Raw genomic sequence first — 18,196 nt, forward strand, 5'->3', positions numbered from 1 at the left:
CCATGTCAGGGCAAGGAAACGATACGAGCTACGGCGACTTGATGAAGCGAGCGCTCCTGAAGTTGCAGGAGGCGCAATCGAAGATCGACTCCTACGAGCGGGAGCGGCACGAGGGCATCGCCATCGTCGGCATGGGGTGCCGGTTCCCGGGTGGGGTCTCGGACCCGGCGGGCTACTGGCGCCTGCTCTCCGAGGGCACGGACACCATCACCGGGGTTCCACCCGAGCGCTGGAACGCGGACGGCTTCTACCACCCCGATCCGGATCAACCGGGGAGGATCTATTGCCGGTACGGCAGCTTCCTGCGGGAGATCGACCAGTTCGAGCCGAGGTTCTTCGGGATCTCCCCGCGCGAGGCGGCGCGGATGGATCCCCAGCACCGGCTCTTGCTGGAGGTCGCGTGGGAGGCGATGGAGCGCTCCGGGCGCAGTCCCTCCTCGCTGAGCGGGACACGGACGGGCGTGTTCATCGGCATGATGGGGCAGGACTACACCCAGATCGCCACCCAGTCCCCGGAGCTGATCGACGCCCACACGGGCTCTGGGAACAGCCCGAGCATCGCCTCGGGCCGTCTCTCCTATACCTTTGGCTTCCAGGGCCCCAGCCTCACGCTCGACACGGCGTGCTCCTCGTCGCTCGTCGCGGTCCACCTCGCGATCCGGAGTCTGAGACAGCGTGAGACCGATTTCGCGCTCGCGGGCGGCGTGAACCTGGTGCTCTCTCCGATCGCGACGTTGATCGAGTCGCGGACCCACATGCTCTCGCCTGACGGGCGCTGCAAGACCTTCGACGCCGCGGCCAACGGGATTGGAAGGGGCGAGGGCTGCGGACTGGTCTTCCTGCGACGCCTCTCGGATGCCCTGGCGGACGGCGATCCCATCATCGCGGTGCTCCGAGGCTCGGCCGTCAACCAGGATGGCCGGACCAGTGGGATCACCGTTCCGAACGGGCTCGCCCAGCAGCACGTGATCCAGGATGCGCTCCGGGATGCCCAGGTCGAAGCACGGCAGGTGGGCTATGTCGAGGCGCACGGCACCGGGACGGCGCTCGGCGACCCCATCGAGTTGGAGGCGCTCGCCTCCGTCTACGGTGACAGGGCCAGTCGGAAGCAGCCGCTGGTGGTCGGCTCGGTGAAGACGAACCTGGGCCACCTCGAGGGAGCGGCGGGGATCTCGGGCTTGATCAAGTCGGCCCTGTGTCTGGCGAACGAGGAGATCCCGCCTCACCTCCACTTGCGCAACCCCACGCCCCACGTCGACTGGAGCCGGCTGTTCGTCGAGGTTCCGACCACGCGGCGGAGCTGGCAGGGGGCGGAGCCGCGCTTCGCCGCCGTGAGCTCGTTCGGCTTCTCGGGGACGAATGCGCACATCGTCCTCGAGTCGGCGCCGCGCCCGCGGGAGCTCCCCCAGGGCGTGGAGCGCCCGCTGCACCTGTTGGCGCTCTCGGCCCGGTCGGGTGGGAGCCTGCGCCGGCTGGCGGACTCGATCGCGGAGGAACTGTCCGGGGCGAGCAAGGGAGCGCTCGCGGACGTCTGCCACACGGCGAACCTCGGACGGAGCGCGATGGAGGAGCGCGTGGCCTTCGTGGCGCCGGGCGCCGAGGAGATGGTGGCCGCGCTGCGCGCGTTCGGCCGCGGCGAGCCCGGCACCCCCGAGACTCGCGCCGAGGGACGGAAGGAAGCCGGGGCGCCGCGCATCGCGTTCCTCTTCACCGGCCAGGGAGCCCAGTACGTGGGAATGGGCCGGGAGCTGTTCGAGACGCACCCGGGCTTCCGTCGCGACCTTCTCCGCTATGAAGAGATCCTGAAGCCTCACCTCGAGCGGCCGCTGACCGAGGTGCTCTTCCAGGAGGGCAGCGGTGCCCTGGACGAGACCCGGTACACCCAGCCGGCGCTCGTGGCCCTGGAGCTTGCCCTGGCGGGACTGCTGCGCTCGTGGGGGCTGCGGGCCGATGCGGTCCTGGGCCACAGCGTGGGCGAGTACGCGGCGGCCATCTTCGCCGGAGCCTTGGAGCCCGAGGCGGGCCTGCCGTTGGTCGCCGAGCGCGCCCGGCTGATGCAGGGGCTGCCCGAGCGGGGCGCGATGCGGGCCGTGTTCGCCGAGGAGGCGCGCGTGGTCCGGGCGATCGCCGGCCATCCCCGGGTGAGCCTGGCGGCCATCAACGGGCCGCGCAACATCGTGATCTCCGGAGAGGAGGCCTCGGTCGAGGCCATCGCCCAGGAGCTGGCCGCCGAGGGAATCGAGAGCCGACGCCTGAAGGTCTCGCACGCGTTCCACTCGCCGCTGATGCAGCCGATGGTGGCGGAGTTCGAGCGCGCGGCCAGCCGCGTGCGGTTCCAGACGCCTCGGGTCGCGTTGATCTCCAACCTCGATGGCGCGGAGGGGGGTGAAGCCCTCACTCAGCCCGGCTACTGGGCCCGTCACGTCCTCCAGCCCGTTCGCTTCGCCGACGGGATCCAGGCGCTCGTCCGCCGAGGCGTGCGCGTCTTCCTCGAGATCGGCCCGAAGCCGTCCTTGTTGAACCTCGCGCGGGATGTCGTGGCCTCGGGGGAGGCGCTGTGGCTGGAGACGCTGCACGCGCGCCGCTCGGACTGGGCGGGCCTGCTCCGCTCCCTCTCCGAGCTCCACGTGCGCGGCGCGGGGGTGGACTGGGCGCGCTTCGATGCCGGCTACGGTCGCGTGCGGGTCGCCCTGCCGACCTACCCGTTCGAGCGCCAGCGGTACTGGCTGGATGCCCCCGCGCCCTGGTCCCGCCAGGGCAGACGCTCCGCGCTCCACCCCTTGCTGGGTGCCCGGTGGGACTCCGCGGCGCTGAGGGAGGGGACCACGGTCTTCTCCAGCGAGCTCACGGCGGGAGCCTTGCCCTTCCTGACCGATCACCGCGTCTACGGCAAGGCGGTGGTTCCCGCCGCGGCGCTCGTGGAGATGGTGGCCTCGGCGGCGGCGCAGCAGCTCGGCACGGACGCCCTGACGTTGGAGGAGCTCTCGATCCACCAGCCCCTGGTCCTGCCCGAGGCGCAGGCGCGGGTTGTCCAGACCCTCCTGGAGAGCCAGGGGGAGGCGGGCTTCACGTGCAAGGTGGTGAGCAAGGGGGACGAGCGCTCGGAGGAGGGAGCTGGCGCGCGCGCCCCTTGGATCACCCACCTGACCTGCCGTGTCTCGGCGCTGAGCGCGCTCCCACCCTCGGCCGAGCGGGAGGCGTGGCGCCAGAGCTGCCCCACACCCGTCTCCATCGAGGAGCTCACCGCGGCGATCGGCCAGCGGGGACTGGACTACGGGCCCTCGCTGCAAGTGCTGTCGTCGCTCCACCGGGGACCAGGCGCCGCGCTCTCGTTCAGCCAGGTGGAGGAGCGGAGCGGGAGCTACCGCGTCCATCCGGCCTTGTTCGACGCGTGTCTGCGGACAGGGGCCGCGATCACGCCGCTGTCGCCAGGCGATGCGCTGCACCTGCCGGTCGGCCTCCAAAGGCTCGAGCTCTACCGGCCGCTGCCGGAGCGGATCTGGACCCATGCCCGGCAGCGTGTCGTGGAGGGCTCGGTGGGGCACCCCGTCACCGACATGACCCTGTGTGCCGAGGACGGCACGGTGGTCGCCGCGCTCACGGGGCTCTCCGTGCGCAAGGCCGAGAGGGAAGTGTTGCTGCGCGGCCTCGACAGCGACTTCATGGATTGGCTGTACCAGCTCACCTGGACCCCGCACGCGGCCACGGAGGAGTCCCGCCCCGCCAGCCAGAGCTGGGTGCTCTTCGCCGATGAGGGGGGCTTCGGCGCCGAGCTCATGGAGGTGCTCACGCAGCGTGGGGATCGCTGCACCCTGGTGCGCAGGGGGCACGAGTTCAGCAGTGGCCCGGACGGAGTTCGTCTCGATCCCGGCTCCGCTGCCCACTTCAGTCAGTTGCTGTCGGCCTGGGAGGGCGAGCCCCCCACCGGACTCCTCTACCTGTGGGGGCTCGATGAGGACCTGGATACCGGGTTCTCGCTGGCCGGGCTCGAGGCCGCGCAGATCCCAGGTTGCCTGGGCGCGCTGCACCTGACGCAGGCCCTGGGGCGGACCTCGTGGGCCACGATGCCCCGGCTCGTCATCGTCACACGGGGGACCCAGCGCCTGCCCTCCGACGTACGGGCTCCGCGCATCGCCCAGGCCCCGCTGTGGGGCTTCGGCCAGGCCGTGGCCACCGAGCTGCCGGAGCTGCGGTGCCTTCGCGTCGATCTGGCGGGGGAGCCGCGTCGCGAGGAACTCGGAGCGTTCGTGCGCGCTCTCTTCCTCCCGGAGGGAGAGACCCAGGTGGCCGTGCGCGGCGGGGCCCTGTACACCGCGCGGCTCGGGCGCGCCCGGCTTCGCGCGAGCCCGGAGAAGAAGTCGGCCATCTCCGCGGAGGCTTCCTATCTCATCGCGGGTGGTCTGGGTGGGCTCGGGCTCCGTCTCGCCGTGTGGCTGGCGGACCGGGGGGCCCGTCACCTCGTCCTGCTGGGGCGACGGGGTCCTTCACCAGAGGTCCAGGGGCAGCTCGAGGCGCTGGAGGCGCGGGGGGTGCGCGTCCAGGTCGCTCTCGTGGATCTCTCCTCGCGCGAGGAAGTGGCGGAGGTCCTGAACGGGATGCGAAGTACGCCGCCCCTGCGTGGCATCTTCCACTCCGCGGGGGTGCTCCGCGACGGCACCATTGGCAACCAGACGGCCGAGCACTTCCGCGAGGTCATGGCCTCCAAGGTCCAGGGCGCATGGAATCTGCACGAGCTCAGCGCTGGGCTGGAGCTGGACTTCTTCGTCTGCTTCTCCTCGGTCGCCTCGCTCATCGGCACTCCAGGCCAGTCCAACTACGTCGCCGCGAATGCCTTCCTCGACGCGCTGGCCCACCTGCGGCACGCTCAGGGCAAGCCCGCGACGACGATCAACTGGGGCTCCTGGGCCGAGGCTGGAATGGCCGCGCGGCTCGTCCAGGCGGACACGGGGCGCCCGGGTGCCCTGGGCTTTGGATTCATCCCGGTGGCGCAGGGGCTGAGCATCCTCGAGCGGCTTCTGGGCGGGGCGAGCCCCCAGCTCGGCGTCTTCCCCGTGGACTGGACCCTCCTGACGCAGCAGTTGCCGGGATTGGCGAGCCAGGCGCTCATCCAGGCCTTCGTCGGTGGGGTGCCACTCCGGGAGCAGCCTTCGGCCTTCCGCCAGCAGTTGGACGCGGCCCTGCCGAACCGGCGGATGGAGCTGCTGCGCCAGCATGTGGAGCGGCTGGTCGCCACGACCCTGGGCCTGGCGGAGTCGGAGAAGATCGCGGGCGGTGAGCGTTTGTTCGAGCTGGGTGTCGACTCGCTGCTGGCGGTCGAGCTCAGGAACCGGCTCATGAGCAGCCTCGGCAGGAACCTCCGTTCGACCCTCGTCTTCGACTTTCCCACGGTGAACGGGCTCGTCGCGCACCTGGCCGGAGAGCTGGGAATGGGCGTGGATGCTCAGAAGCCGGAGGAGGCCCCGCGGCAGGCGCAGGAGGCGCTCGCCGCCGAGATCCAGGGTTTGTCGGAGCAGGAATTGACCTCACTCATCGACCAGGAGCTGGAGAGCGCGCTCTCCAGCTGAGGACGTGATGGCGAAACTATCCACACGCATTTCAGAGCTACCCCCCGTGAAGCTTGCCTATCTGGCGAGCCAGCTTCGCTCCAAGAAGGAACTCCTGGCCGCGGAGCCGATCGCGGTGGTCGGGATGTCCTGCCGGTTTCCGGGAGGAGGGGGGCTGCCCGAGACCTTCTGGGAGTTGCTCAAGGAGGGGAAGGACGCGACCCGGGAGGTCCCTCCGGATCGCTGGGACATCGACGCGTTCTACGATCCCACCCCGGGCGTCCCGGGCAAGATGTACACGCGCCGTGGCGCCTTCATCGAAGACGTCGACCTGTTCGAGCCCGGCTTCTTCGGGATCCCACCGCGTGACGCGAAGGACATGGATCCGCAGCAGCGCCTGCTGCTCGAGGGGTGCTGGCAGGCCCTGGAGCGAGCGGGCCTTCCTCCCGCGGAGCTCGTCGGGAGCCGGACCGGCATCTTCGTGGGGATGATGCACAACGACTACAACCTGCTCGGCATCACCGTGGGCGTGGACATGCAGTCGGCCTCCCTGAACTACCCCTCCATGGCGGCGGGGCGGCTCGCGCACACGCTGGGCTTCCAGGGTCCCGCGCTCACGGTGGACACCGCCTGCTCATCCTCCGCGGTCGCCATCCATCTCGCCTGCCAGAGCCTGCGCAACGACGAGAGTGAGCTGGCGCTCGCGTGCGGCGTCAACCTGAGCCTCTCGCCCGTCACCATGATGTCCGAGTGCCAGAACCGCATGCTGGCGGTCGATGGGCGGTGCAAGACCTTCGATGCGTCCGCGGATGGCTTCGCGCGCGGCGAGGGTTGTGGCGTCGTCGTGCTCAAGCGCCTGTCGGACGCGCTGGCCAAGGGGGATTCGATCCTGGGTCTCATCCGGGGCTCGGCGATCACCCACGATGGTCGGAGCAGCGGGCTGATGGTGCCGAACGGACGCTCGCAGGAGCGCGTCATCCGGATGGCGATGGAGGGCTGTGGCGTGGAGCCCGGCCAGGTGGGTTACGTCGAGGCGCACGGGACGGGGACCTCTCTGGGGGACCCGATCGAGATGGAGGCGCTGCGCGCGGTCTTCGGACGCAAGTCCGAGAGAAAAGAGCCGCTCTTCGTGGGCTCGGTGAAGACGAACATCGGGCACCTGGAGGCCGCCGCTGGGATCGCGGGGCTGATCAAGGTGCTCCTGGCGATGCAGAACGAGGTCATCCCGGCGCACCTCCACTTCGTGCGGCCCAACCCGAACATCCGCTGGGACGATCTGCCGGTGACCATCCCGACGGCCGCGCAGCCATGGCCCCGGGGGCAGCGGCGCCGGATCGCGGGGCTCAGCAGCTTCGGCTTCAGCGGCACCAACGTCCACGTGGTGCTGGAGGAGGCCCCTCTTCTGACCCGGACGCCGGTGGAGAAGGAGCGTCCTGTCCATGTCCTGACGATGTCGGCCAAGACGGAGGCCTCCCTCGACGCGTTGGTGGAAGAGCACGAGCGTGCCCTGCCGGACGACGTGGCGCTGGGGGACTGGTGCTACACGGCCAATGTGGGCCGCTCCCACTTCGAGCACCGCGCGGCCGTGTCGGGAGCCACCGCCGCCGAGCTGCGGGCGGGCCTGGCGCGGCTGCGTGCCGAGAAGATCCGCCCCAAGCGCGAGGCACGGCGGGGGACGGAGAGCCCGAGGCCGGTCTTCCTGTTCACGGGGCAGGGCTCGCTCCATCCGGGCGTGGGCCGGGAGCTGTACGAGACCCAGCCGGTGTTCCGCACGGCGCTGCAGCGATGCTCGAAAGTGCTCGAGGGGCTGCTCGAGCACCGGCTCGAGGCCATCCTCTTCGGTGAGGCGTCCGCCACCCTCCTGGAAGACTCGTGCCATGCCCAGCCCGCGCTCGTGGCGCTCGAGTACGCGCTCTCGGAGCTGTGGGCCTCGTGGGGCGTCGTTCCGGAAGTGCTGATCGGACACAGCCTGGGTGAGTACACGGCGGCCGTCGTCGCGGGCGTCTTCAGCATCGAGGAGGCGCTGCGGTTGGTCGTGGAGCGCGCGCGGCTCGTGAGTCAGGCTCCGGGGGAGGGCGCGATGCTGGCGATCGCCGCCGATCTGGAGACCGTGACCCAGGCCATCGCGCCCTACGCCGGGAGCGTCTCCTTCGCGGCGATCAACGGCCCGGAGGACATGGTCATCTCTGGAGACAAGTCCGCCGTCCTGAAGGTGGCGGAGGAGTTCGAGCGGCGGGGGATCCACCGCAAGCTCCTGCGTATCTCCCAGGGTTACCATTCTCCGCACATGGAGCCGGTGCTCGGCTCACTGGCCGAGGCGTTCCGCGGGGTGGAGTTCTCGGCGCCGCGCATCCCGCTGGTGTCCACCCTGGAGGGCCGGTTCGTGGTCGACGAGATCACCCGGCCCGAATACTGGTGCCGTCACCTCCGGCAGCCCGTCCTCTTCGCCAAGGGGCTGTCTCTCCTGCGCGAGCAGGGACACCGGATGTTCCTCGAGGTGGGTCCGGCTCCGGTCCTGGCGGGAATCGGGCGCCGGGTCTTCCCGGAGGCGGACGAGCTGAGCTGGAACCCGAGCCTGCGCCCCGCGGAGGGAGAGACGGCGCAGATGCTCTCCAGCCTGAGGGAGCTGTATGTGCGCGGCTGCGAGATCGACTGGGCCGCTTTCGATGTGCCCTTCGAGCGTCGGCCGCTCATCCTGCCGACATATCCCTTCCAGCGAGAGCGTTACTGGATCAATGTCGGGGACGGGGGCTCCGGGCAGTACGGGAAGTACATGGTGGAGCGTGAGTCCTCTGGCGGCAACGTGCATCCGCTGTTGGGCGCCCCCCTGGCGCTCGCCGGAGCGAAGGAGGCACGGTTCGCGGCCCACCTGAGCGCTCGCGAGCCCGCCTTCATCGGAGAGCACCGCGTGCTCGGGGCGACGTTGCTCCCGGCCGCCTGCTACGTCGAGATGGCGCTCAGCGCCGCGCACCATGCGGATCCGCGAGAGCGGCCGATCGAGCTGAAAGCGATCGAGCTGGAGCGGCCGCTGGTGTTCAAGGAGGCCGTGAAGAGTGACGTCCAGACGGTACTGACACCGGAAGAGGGGAGCACTCGCTTCGAGATCTACAGCCAGGGAACCGGCGCGGATCGGAGCTGGGTCCGCCTCGCCCACGGTCGGGTCGCGGAGGGCCTCGAGCGAGGGGCGCGTGTCGAGCTCGCGAAGGAGCTGTTCCCGCGGTTCTCGCCACCGCGCCCGGCCGCGTCGTTCTACGAGATGATGGAGCGCGGTGGGCTCGAGTACGGCCCGTCGTTCCAGGGCATCGACGAGCTGAGGTTCGAGAAGAACGGCTGCCTCGCGCATGTCCGGCTACCCGACAGCCACATCCTGGGAGTGGGGAATTACTGGCTGCATCCCCTGATCCTCGATGCCTGCTTCCAGGCGGTCGCGGCCGTGTTCATGGAGGGGGTTCAGGCCCAGGGGGAAAACCGGCAACGGATTCCAGTCGGGATCGAGCGGCTGCGCTGGTTCAAGAAGCCCGGTAGCAGCGTCTGGGTGCACGTCCGGGGCGACGAGCGTTCCCTGGCTTCCTCCGAGGTGCTGAGCACCGACCTGCGGATCTTCGACGAGGACGGAGAGCCCATCGCCGAGGTGGAGGGCCTGCTGCTGAAGCAGTTCGACCGGAGCGCGGTCATGGCCTCGCTCTCGGACTCATGGCGGGAGTCCCTCTTCGAGCTGGTGTGGCGTGAGCAGCGCGCTCCCTGGGCGCGCGAGCAGATCCCGACCCGGCCCGGTCGCTGGTTGCTGCTGGCGGACTCGGGCGGCGTCGCGACGCAGTTGAAGGAGCGGGTGCTGCAACACTCCGGGACCTGCGTGACGGTGACCCAGGGAGCGGGCTACGAGCGCATCGACCCGAGCCACTACCGTCTCGATCCGACCGATGCGGCGAGCTTCGACAGGCTGCTGCGGGAGGTCTCCGAGGGAGGCGCGGCGCCGACGGTCGTTGCCTGCTTGTGGGGACTCGACGAGCGCGGGGCGACGGAGCTCTCCGCCGAGGGACTGGCGGACGCCACCGCGCGCGGCACGGCGGGAGTGCTCCACCTCACCCAGGCCATGGCTCGCGCCACCTGGGCTCAGCGGCCCGTGCTGTGGCTGGCAACGCGTGGGGCCGTCGCGGCTGCTCCGGCGGATGCCGTGGAGGGCCTCGCCCAGGTGCCGATCTGGGGACTCGGCCGCGCCGCCGCGATCGAGCATCCGGAGTTTGGCTGCCGGCTGGTGGACCTGGACACCCATGAGGATGCGCCCGCGAGGCTGTTCCAACTCATCGTCGAGCCTCCCGAGGAGAACATGATGGCCCTGCGCGGTGGCCAGCTCCTGGGAGCCCGGCTCGCGCGGCCTGGCAAGATCTCGAGCCGGGCCACACCGGTGCGGATCCTGGCGGACGGGACGTATCTCATCACGGGCGGCATGGGTGCCCTCGGGCTGGCCACCGCGCAGTGGCTGGTGAGGTCTGGGGCCCGTCATCTGGTCCTGACCGGCCGTGGGGAGCCGGGGGATGAGGCGAAGGCCACGATCTCCGCGCTGACGGCGAGTGGCTGTCAGGTCACCGTGGCCCGGGCCGACATCTCGCGTCCGGAGGACGTCCAGTGCCTCGTGGAGGAGATCTCCGCTCGCGGACCCCGGCTGCGGGGAATCTTCCACTCGGCGGGCGTGCTGGATGACGGGGTGATGTTGCTCCAGGATCGGGAGCGCTTCTCGCGTGTGTTCGCGCCGAAGGCGCTGGGCGCGTGGAACCTGCACCTCGCCACGGCCCAGCTCCCGCTCGATCTCTTCGTGATGTACTCATCCGCGGCGTCACTCATTGGCGTGGCGGGGCAGGCCAACTATGTGGCGGCCAACGGCTTCCTCGATGCGCTGGCGCATCACCGGAGCAGGCGAGGGCTGCCGGCGCTCAGCATCAACTGGGGGCGGTGGGCAGGGGCGGGAATGGCGTCGAAGACGTCATCCAGGGGGGGCATTTCGGCCTCGGACGCCTCCAGCATCCCTCCCCAGCAGGCGCTGCGGATCCTCGAGGAGCTCCTGGCGCGGGAGGTCACCCAGATGGGCGTGGTGCCCTTCAATGTCTCCGCCACGGAGGCAACCGCCTCGCCGGGCCACGGCCCCTTGTTCTCCGGGCTCATGCCCGAGCAGCCCCGCTCCGTTGGCGCCTCGCGAATGCATGAGCTGCTGGATGAGCTCAAGCGGGCGGACAGCACGCGTCGGCGTGTGCTGCTGGCGCGCTATGTCCAGGGTCGGCTGGCGCCCCTGCTGGGGTTCGCTCCGGAGCATGAAGTGCTGCGGAAGGAGATTTCACTCAACGAGATGGGGCTCGACTCGCTGCGCGCGGTCGAGCTGAAGAACCGCATCGGGCGCGAGCTGGGCGTGGAGCTGCCCATGGCCCGCTTCATCGATGGAACCTCCCTCGACGGAATCGTGGAGGCGCTCCACACGCAGCTCGAACTCGACGCGCTGCTCGCTCGTGCCCCTGCCGCGTCCGACGAACTCGAGGAGCTGACGCTATGAGTCTGGGGGAGTTGCTCGTCGAGCTGAATCGACGAGGCCTCGAAGTCTGGGCGGAAGGCGAGTCCCTGCGGCTTCGGGGCCCGAAGGGTGCCGCCGATGAGGGGCTGCGGAGGGCGCTGGCCGAGCACAAGAGCGGGCTCCTCGAGCTGCTGCATGCGCGCGATCGGCGGAAGTCGACGGTCGCCATCACCCCGGTCCCGCGTGGTGGGCCCGCGCCTCTCTCCTATGGGCAACAGCGGCTGTGGTTCCTTGACCGCCTGGAGCCCGGAAGCTCCGCCTACAACCTGGTGATGCCGCTGCGAGTCGACGGCCACCTCGATGCGAGGCTCTTGGAGCGCTGCTTCATCGAGATCATCCGCCGCCACGAGATCCTCCGCACGCGTTACGCCGAGCAGGAGGGGGTGCCCGTCCAGATCGTCGATCCCGAGCCGCGGATCGAGTTCCGCGTGCTCGACGAGAGAGAGGTGCTCGCCGTCGAGCCGCGAGGGATGGAGGTCTTCCTCCAGCGAGAGGGCGAGCGGCCTTTCGATCTCTCCAGGGGCCCGGTGGTTCGACTCCTGGTGATCGATCGGGGGCCCGAGGGTCAGTTCATCCAGGTCTGCATGCACCACATCGCGGCGGACGAGTGGGCGCGAGGGATCCTCGTTCGGGAGCTCATGACGCTCTACGCCGCCTTCGGCGGTGGGCAGCCGTCCCCGCTGCCGCCCCTGGAGATCCAGTACTCCGACTTCGCCATCTGGCAGCGGGACTTCCTGAAGGGCGAGGGCCGCCGGAAGCTCGTGGACTACTGGCGGAAGAAGCTCGCCGGGTTGCCTCCGCTGCTCGAGCTCCCCGCGGATCGCGCGCGCCCCCGGGTGCAGACCTACGCGGGGGGAGAGGTCCCCTTCGAGCTCGCGCCTCGGCTCACGGAGCTCTTGAAGGCCTCGAGCCATGCCGCCAACGCCACGCCCTTCATGGGCATGCTGGCCGCGTTCTTCGCGCTCCTGCATCGGCTCACGGGACGGGATGACCTGGCCCTGGGGGCCAACTCCATCAACCGGAGCCGGAATGAGCTCGAGCCCCTGGTGGGCTTCTTCGTGGACAACCTGGTGATGCGGGTGGACTGCGGAGGCGGCCTCGGCTTCTCGACGCTGGTGGAGCGCGTCCGCGAGGTGGTGCTCGAGGCCTTCGAGCATCAGGACCTGCCCTTCGATCTCCTCGTCGAGGAGCTGAAGCCACCGAGAAACCCCGGCTACAACCCGTTGTTCCAGACCGTGTTCTCCTGGGTCCGGGTGCCGGGTGGATATCCGGAGCAGGGCGGGGTGAAGCTCCAGCCGCTGGAGTTCGAGACCACCACCTCCCGCTTCGATCTCAACCTCTTCGTGGAAGATCATGGGGACCGGCTCACGGGACGGTTCGTGTTCAACCGCGATCTCTTCGATCGGGGAACCATCGAACACTACGTGGAGTGCTTCCAGACGCTCCTCGAGGGGCTCCTGCGCGAACCCGAGCGGCCGATCGCCGGGCTTCCGCTGCTCTCCGCGGCCAGCCGCGAGCGCGTGCTGCGGCAGTGGAACGACACCCGGAAGGACTACCCTGGCAGCCAGTGTCTGCACGAGTTGATCGAGGCCCAGGCCCTGCGGTCACCCGATGCATGCGCCGTCGTCGTGGATGACTGGGAGCTCACCCATGGCGAGCTCGATCAACACAGTGATCGGCTCGCGGTGTACCTGCAGGAGCTGGGGATCGGGCCCGAGGTGGTCGTCGGCATCTACCTGGAGCGCTCACCGGAGCTGATCGTGAGCTTGCTGGCGGTGCTCAAGGCCGGCGGCGCGTTCCTCGCGCTCGATCCTGGCGAGCCCTCCGATCGGCTCCGGCGCATCCTCGGCGATGCGAGGCCTCGGGTGGTGCTCTCCTCGGGCGAGCTCTCGGGACGGCTCTCGGCGCTGGGGAGCTTCACGGTCATCCCGGTGGACGAGGCGCTCCCGGAATCCACCGGGAAGCAGCTCCGCCGCGAGGTGGGCCCCGATCATCTCGCGTACATCCTCTACACCTCGGGCTCGACGGGGCAGCCGAAGGGCACGGAGATCACCCACCGGAGCATCGTCAACTACCTGAAGTGGTGCGTCGATGCCTACAAGCTCCAGGAGGGCACGGGAAGCCCGGTGCTCGGCTCCGTCAGCTTCGATGGCACCCTGACGAGCCTCTTCGCCCCGTTGCTCGCGGGACGCGCCCTGTTCCTGCTTCCGCGCGGCAAGGAACTCGAGCTGTTGACCTCGGAGGACTATCCCGAGGGGGGATTCAGCTTCATCAAGATGACGCCCTCCCACCTCAGGGCTTTCGATGGCCTCGGCCGTGCCCAGAGGGTACTCGAGCGGGCGCACGCGGCCGTGCTCGGTGGCGAGGGCCTGCACGGAGTGGACCTGACCACCTGGCGGCGGCAGCGCATCGCCACCCGCATCATCAACGAATACGGTCCGACCGAGGCGGCCGTGGCTTGTTGCATCGAGGAGCTGCTCCCGGGTGACGGGCCGCTCCCGGAGCGGATTCCCATCGGCCGGCCGATCGCCAACACGCAGCTCTACATCCTGGACCGGAATCGACAGCCGGTACCCATCGGCGTGCCCGGCGAGCTCCACATCGGCGGGGTCGGACTGGCCCGAGGCTATCTGGGACGTCCGGAGCTGACGGCCGAGCGGTTCATCCCCAACCCCTTCGAGCTGGAGACCCCCGGCTCCGGGAGCGCCCGGCTCTACCGTACGGGGGATCTCGCCCGTCATCTCCCGGACGGCCGGATCGAGTACCTGGGCCGGCTGGATGATCAGCTCAAGATCCGCGGTCATCGGGTGGAACCGGGGGAGATCGAGTCGGCCCTCGGGCGGCACCCCCAGGTGGTTCAGGCCGCCGTGGTGTTGCAGCGCGCGCCGGGCCGAGAGCCGCGCCTGGTGGCCTACGTCGAGCCGCGCACGTGGGGCGCCCAGGCGGAGGGCGCGCTGAAGGAGGCGCTCCGGAAGTCCCTCCACGGGGTGATCCCCGAGTACATGATCCCGGCGGCCTTCGTGATCCTCGAGGCACTGCCGCTCACGCCCAGCGGGAAGATCGACCGCAAGGCCCTGCCACCACTGCCCGAACGAGAGCATGAGGCCAGTGCCCTGGTGCGGTCGGTGGGCAGCAGCGAGACGGAGCGTCAGCTCCAGGCCCTCTTCGGCGAGTTGTTGGGGCTCGGCACCGTGGCGCCCAACGCGAGCTTCTTCGAGCTGGGAGGACACTCGCTGCTCGCCGTCACCCTCATCGCGCGCATCCGGTCCCGTCTGGGCGTCGAGGTTCCTCTCAACGAGGTCTTCGAGCGTCCCACGGTCGAGGAGCTGGCCCGCTGGATGGACGCGCACTCGGGAGCCCAGTCCGCGTTGGCCCTGCGGCTACCCAACTGCGTGGTGGCGTTGAAGCCCCTGGGAAACAAGCCACCGCTGTTCTTCGCTCCGCCCTCCGCCGGCAGCCCGGCCGTCTACGTCTCCCTGGCGCGCTACTTGAGTCCGGAGCAGCCCGTCTTCGGCTTCCAGATGCCGGGCGTCATGGACGACCTGCGGCCCCCGGAGACGATCGAGGAGACGGCCGCGCTCTACGTGGACGCCATGCGGCAGATCCAGCCACACGGACCGTACCGGCTCGCGGGGTGGTCGTTCGGCGGCATCATCGTGTGTGAGATGGCGCGGCAGCTCGAGGCGATGGGAGAGCAGGTCGCGCTGCTTGGGCTGATCGATGGCGCGGCGCTCGACCGGCAGGCCGCTCGGGACAATGGGGAGAACGGGGAGGGGTTCTTCGCCAGCTCACAGATGGTGAAGGTGCTGACGGAGGCCCCGCTGCCACGTGACTATGAAAACGTGAGGCTCGTGGGGGAGTGGATGGGCATCAGCCTGCCCGAGTCTCTCGGGGAGCTGTTCCGCAGGGACACGGACGGCCAGCGCACCTACCTCTGGAGGTTCCTGCGGGACGCGGCGCGGACCGCCCGGAACTTCATTGTGACCATGCAGGCCGAGCGCCTCTACACGTTCTCCTCGTACGGAGGTCCCGCCACGCTCTTCCGCGCGGGCCCTCCGGCGATTGGGGTGGACACGCTCGTCGAGAGTGTGCGCAGGTTCGCCCGGGCGGGTGTGGAAGTGATTTCGGTACCGGGCAATCACATGACTCTCGTCATGGATGAGAGAAATGTCATGACGCTTGCACTCCGATTGCAAGAATGTCTGGATAAGGTTCTGGCCGCGGCCTCGAGCCATGGAGCCCCTCGGGCAGAGATGTCGGCGAAGGGTCTGAACGAGCAGCACTCAAGGGAGGTGGTGTGATGCCGTATCGAATTCTGTCGATGGATGGTTCATCCATATCTGGCGGAGAGGGTTATGTGACCGCGGGCCTGCTGAGGGCGCTCCGGCAGATGCTCGATTCCAGGGGAAACAAGCAACCGCTGCTGAATTCCGTGGATCTGTTCGCGGGCTCATCGGCGGGTGCCTTCAACGCGGCGTTCCTGGCCGCCGAGGCGGATCCGGATGCCGCCCTCGCCAAGATCATCGACTTCTGGGGCCAGGTCGTCTCCATGAACAAGAAGGGAGTGTCCCCCGGGCGCTTCCTGAAGGCGTTGGCGGGTGGCAGCGCGCTCCTCGACTCGAGCTACATGCGCGACTTCTTTTGCGAATACTTCGGCTCGACGCTGAGGCTCGGGGACCTCAAGCACAAGGTGGCGATCGCGTCCTACCAGCTCGATGGAAAGCGCAAGGGGATGCGGACCTGGAAGGCCAAGATCTTCCACAACACCAGCCCTGAAAATGACGCGGACCTGGACGAACTGGTGGTGGATGTCTTGATGCGGAGCGGCTCGCCGCCACTCTCCTATCCCATCTACCAGGGGCTCAAGCAGAAGGGGAGCGGCTACGTGGACGGAGGATTGTTCGCCAACAATCCGTCGCTCGTGGGACTGGCCCAGGGCATCAGCATCCTGGGCCGCAAGAACAAGAACGATGTGGTGGAGACGCTGGAGACCGAGCAGCCGGATATGACGGACATCCTGCTGTTCTCGGTGGGCAATGGGCAGATGCCCACGTATCTGGCACCGGAGTTCCATGGCGGCGTCGCCAACTGGGGCTTCGCCAAGTGGCTCCTGGACGTCCACAACCCCTTGATCCTGATCAAGATGCTGCTCGAGGCGGGCGCGGAGGCCGTGCACTACCAGTGCCGCATGATCCTCCGGAAGGAATACATCCGGCTGAACCCCGCCGTCGAAAAGCGCCTCTCCGCGACCGATCTCAAGCAGGTGGAGGCGGTCCTCCAGATGCTGCTGGCCTCGCAGTCCACCATGGATCATCTCGAGCGAGCGCGGAAGTGGGTGTCGAAGTCGGGCTGGCTGGGTGACACCACTCCCAGTCCGTCGCCCGCGGGGGCCTAGCGCACGTGGGAAACCCCGCACGAATCGAACCAGGAAAGGTGGACTGAAGTGGCCAGGCTCATTCTTGTCACGGGAAGTGGTGGCGCCGGGAAGACAGTCGTGGCGTCCGCGACCGGCCTGGCGGCGTCGCGCCGGGGCGTGCGCACGGGGATTGTCTCGTTTGGCTTGTCCCAGGGCCTGGTCAGCACCTTTGGCCTCGAGGAGCCGCTGTTCCCGTCCGCCAGGGGACAGCCAGTCCGCATCAACGAGCACCTGGACATCCAGGAGCTCGATGTCCAGGAAGAGCTGCGGCGCGGCTGGAGTCACGGACGCGGCTCCCTGGCCGCGCTCCTGGGAGAGGGGCTGGAGAACGTGAGCGCGGAGGAAGTGGCGATCACTCCTGGTCTGGAAGAGCTCGTCACCCTCCTGCGGCTGAGCGAGCTCCTCCGGGAGCAGCGGTACGAGCTGCTCATCGTGGACTGTCCGTCCACGACGGGGGCGCTGCGCCTGGTCAGCAGCGCGTCGGCTCTGGGTTGGTATGCCCGGAGGCCGTCATCTCCGGCGCGGAAGGCCCGAAGTGGGATGCTGACGGCCAGAAGCTGCCGCGAGCCAGGGGCGCTCCAGGAGGCGCGAGACAGGCTGGCGGCTGTGGACGAGCTGCTGCGTGACCCGGCCGTGACGACCCTGCGGCTAGTGGCCACCTCCGGAAAGGTATCCGTTCAGGAGACCCAGCGGGCGTATACCTACTTCAGCCTCTATGGTGTCACCACCGACTGCGTCGTCATCAATCGCCTCGCGCCAGGAGGGGAGGGCGCGCAGCAGCCTCACGTCGAGAAGCTCCAGCGCGTCTTCGCTCCGCTTCCGGTGCTGAAGACCACACTCCACTCCAGCGAGGTGGTGGGCGAGGGCCCGCTCGAGGCCTTCATGGAGCAGCTCTACCAGGGGGAGGATCCGGTGCTGCCCATGGTCTCGCAGCCCCCCCTCGGGTTCAGCAAGGAAGGGGTGGATGCGTACCGGCTGGAGCTCAAGCTCCCCTTCACGACCAAGGACGACATCGACATCTCCCGGCGCGAGGAAGAGCTCGTCGTGCGGGTGGGGGCCGTCCGGCGCAACATCCTGCTTCCCAGAATGATGGCGCTCCTGCCCACGGCAGGCGCTCGTATGGAAGGTGATAGACTCATCATGAGTTTCCGGAAAGAGAGAGGTGGCTGATGTCTTCGCAGAACAAGGGTCATTCGAGTGGGATGTTCCGGACCGCGCCCGAGAATGGGGCGCAGGTCGCCGATTTCGCCGAGGCCGTCATCCCGGGCGGCAGAGGCTTCGTCCAGCAGCTCTTCCGCGCGAGGAAGGACCTCCTCAAGGGCGTCTCGCATTTGATCGATGCCCAGATCAATGAGCTGGAGCACATCGACGCGGCGATCCAGGACGAGTCGCGGCGGAGTCCCCCCGCTTCCGCCTCCGGTCCTGCTCCCGCGGCGCACATGGGGACGCACAAGCATCGCTCCTACATGCGCGTGATGTCGCTTGGGGAGATCGTGGACAAGACCAAGGAGGTGCTCTACGCGAAGTGCACGGGAGCCAGGCCGCCCGTCATGTCGGAGCCTCCCAAGCCGAGCACGGCGGCAGCTCCGCCAGCGGCGCCGCCAGCGAACGAAGGCAATCCTGGCGAAGCCGCCAAGCCTCCGGAGAAGATCATCATCACTTCCACGACTTGATTCG

At 68.9% G+C, this 18,196-nt stretch carries 6 protein-coding genes; all 6 read left to right on the forward strand.

Annotated features, from left to right (window positions below; all coding sequences use genetic code 11):
* Positions 1–2 precede the first annotated feature (2 nt).
* The 6 genes from D187_RS47735 to D187_RS58605 are packed head-to-tail and all read left to right on the forward strand — an operon-like array spanning position 3 to position 18,192.
* Positions 3–5,564: a type I polyketide synthase gene (locus tag D187_RS47735; protein WP_002624478.1), complete on the forward strand. Its 5,562-nt coding sequence runs from the start codon at positions 3–5 to the stop codon at positions 5,562–5,564.
* A gap of 7 nt (positions 5,565–5,571) precedes the next feature.
* Complete coding sequence (locus D187_RS47740; protein WP_043435619.1) at positions 5,572–11,085, forward strand: type I polyketide synthase; 5,514 nt, start codon at positions 5,572–5,574, stop codon at positions 11,083–11,085.
* Positions 11,082–15,404, forward strand: a complete 4,323-nt coding sequence (locus D187_RS47745; protein ID WP_002624480.1) for a non-ribosomal peptide synthetase — start codon at positions 11,082–11,084, stop codon at positions 15,402–15,404. The genes D187_RS47740 and D187_RS47745 overlap by 4 nt, the downstream gene beginning before the upstream one ends.
* Entirely contained in the window at positions 15,404–16,498 is a 1,095-nt protein-coding gene (locus tag D187_RS47750; RefSeq protein ID WP_043435622.1) for a patatin-like phospholipase family protein, read from the forward strand. Before D187_RS47745 ends, D187_RS47750 begins: the two co-directional genes overlap by 1 nt.
* Before the next feature lie 48 nt (positions 16,499–16,546).
* A complete protein-coding gene (locus tag D187_RS47755) occupies positions 16,547–17,689 on the forward strand; it encodes an ArsA family ATPase (protein WP_002624482.1) in 1,143 nt (380 codons plus the stop codon).
* On the forward strand, positions 17,689–18,192 hold the full coding sequence (locus tag D187_RS58605) for a hypothetical protein (protein WP_043435624.1): 504 nt from the start codon (positions 17,689–17,691) through the stop codon (positions 18,190–18,192). The genes D187_RS47755 and D187_RS58605 overlap by 1 nt, the downstream gene beginning before the upstream one ends.
* Positions 18,193–18,196 lie beyond the last annotated feature (4 nt).

The sequence above is a fragment of the Cystobacter fuscus DSM 2262 genome (genome assembly GCF_000335475.2).
In the GTDB taxonomy this organism is placed as follows: domain Bacteria; phylum Myxococcota; class Myxococcia; order Myxococcales; family Myxococcaceae; genus Cystobacter; species Cystobacter fuscus.